This is a genomic window from Saccharopolyspora sp. (genome assembly GCF_017434145.1).
In the GTDB taxonomy this organism is placed as follows: Bacteria; Actinomycetota; Actinomycetes; order Mycobacteriales; family Pseudonocardiaceae; genus Saccharopolyspora_C; species Saccharopolyspora_C galaxeae.
In genome coordinates this window covers 1-1675 of the sequence record NZ_JAFRFW010000092.1, presented here as the reverse complement: position 1 = coordinate 1675, position 1675 = coordinate 1, and the positions used below count along the sequence as shown (strand labels likewise).

Genomic DNA, 1675 nt, shown 5'->3' with positions numbered 1-1675 from the left:
GCAGATTTTCAATCAGATTTTGAATAGGCAGTATATCAGAGACATGAAAGAGCAGAAAACCCGTTTCATTTTCACCCGTGAGGCAGCTCACGACAAAGCGGCGCAGCGGCGTTTCCTCCCCGCCGAGATAAGGAAGCGTTCCCGTAAAAAATGTAGGCCGGACAATAAAATTCACGGCGACGTCCTGTTCCCCGGCAGGCTCTATGGATTGGCGCGCATTCTGTCCGAGCATGAGAAGCTCCCCCTGCCGCAGCACGATCCGCGGCGCCGATCGGCCGGGCCGCGACGCCCGGCGGACGGCTGCTGCGCGCCGGCAGCCGTCCGCGCAGAGTAGACGTCTCCATGTCACCGATGTCAAGCTTCATCTAGTCACCGGTGTCACGGCGGTGTGTTCGTGGGACGCGGCGCTGAGCACCGGGGACCGGATGCGGGCGTCGGACACCGCGGCCGCCGAGCGCGGATAGACTGCGCGCCGAAGCACCCCGTGCGCACCGCACGGTGATCCGTCGAAAGGTCCGGCCCGTTCCATGACCACGATGCGAGACGTCGCCGCACTCGCCGGAGTGAGCGCGAAAACGGTGTCGCGCGTGTTCAACGACGACGAGCACGTGCTGCCCGAGACCCGCACGCGCGTCGAACTGGCGCTGCGCGAGCTCAACTACGTGCCGAACGCCGTGGCGACCACGTTCCGCACCGGACGCGCCCCGGTCGTCGGCGTGGTCGTGCCCGACATGCTCGACCCGTTCTTCGGAGCCGTCGCCGAGTCGGTCAACCGGGTCGCGGTCGAACACGGCATGTCCACAGTGGTCACGAGCACCGGCGACGGGTCGCAGCGCGAAGGCGATCTCGTGCAGCAATTGCTCGGGCAGTCGCTGAGCGGGCTGGTCATCGCGCCGGTCGCCACCGACAACTCCTACCTGGCCCGCTGGCGCGACCGGCTGCCCATCGTGTTCGTCGACCGCGCCCCGGTCGGCGTGGCCGCCGACTCGTTCCTGGAGGACGACAAGGGCGGCGCGCACCTGGCGGTGCAGCACCTGATCGCGCGGGGGCACGAGCGGATCGCCTTCGTCGCCGACATCGCCGAGGTGCAGACCAGCCGCAACCGGCTGCTCGGCTACCGGGGCGCGCTCCAGGCGCACGGCCTGCCGCGCCGCGAGGATTACGAGGTCTTCGGCGCGCTGGACCGCGCGGGAGCGGCGGAGATCGTGCAGCGGCTGGCCGCGCTGCCCACGCCGCCGACCGCGATCTTCTCCTCCAACGCCCGCAGCAGCATGGTGCTCGCTCCGGTGCTGCGCGATCGCCGCTTCGCCTTCGTCGGCTTCGGCGACTTCCCGATGGCCGACCTGCTCACGCCCGCGCTGACGGTCGTGGACCAGGACCCCGCGCTGCTCGGCGAGCACGCGGCCCGGCGGGTGTTCGACCGGCTGGAGCACCCGAACCGGCGGTTCCGCCGCAAGACGGTGCTGCCGGTCGGCCTGGTCGAGCGCGAGTCCTGCTTCCCGCCCGCGAGCTGACGGAGGCGGCTCACTCAGGGTCCGCCGGCGTTCGGTGGTCGAGCGCGCGCAGGACGCGGAATCGTTGCTGCGCCGGGGAAAGCTCCGCGTCGATCGCGATGTGCGGTACCGCGGGCGACGGTGGCGCGGCGGTGCTGCGCCGCGCTTTCAGCGAAGGCTGG

At 69.6% G+C, this 1675-nt stretch carries 2 protein-coding genes; one reads left to right on the top strand and one right to left on the bottom strand.

The window, feature by feature from the left end:
- On the bottom strand, window positions 1–232 hold a 232-nt coding region (locus IJH84_RS02405), incomplete at its 3' end, for a hypothetical protein (protein WP_295139715.1).
- A 295-nt stretch (window positions 233–527) separates the two neighbouring features.
- Here IJH84_RS02405 and IJH84_RS02400 point away from each other — a divergent pair.
- Window positions 528–1514, top strand: a complete 987-nt coding sequence (locus tag IJH84_RS02400) for a LacI family DNA-binding transcriptional regulator (protein ID WP_200071713.1) — start codon at window positions 528–530, stop codon at window positions 1512–1514.
- Window positions 1515–1675 lie beyond the last annotated feature (161 nt).

Excerpts from the sequence above, each read along its gene's own strand:
- IJH84_RS02400 (WP_200071713.1), top strand. The coding sequence starts at position 528 with ATGACCACGATGCGAGACGTCGCCGCACTCGCCGGAGTGAGCGCGAAA.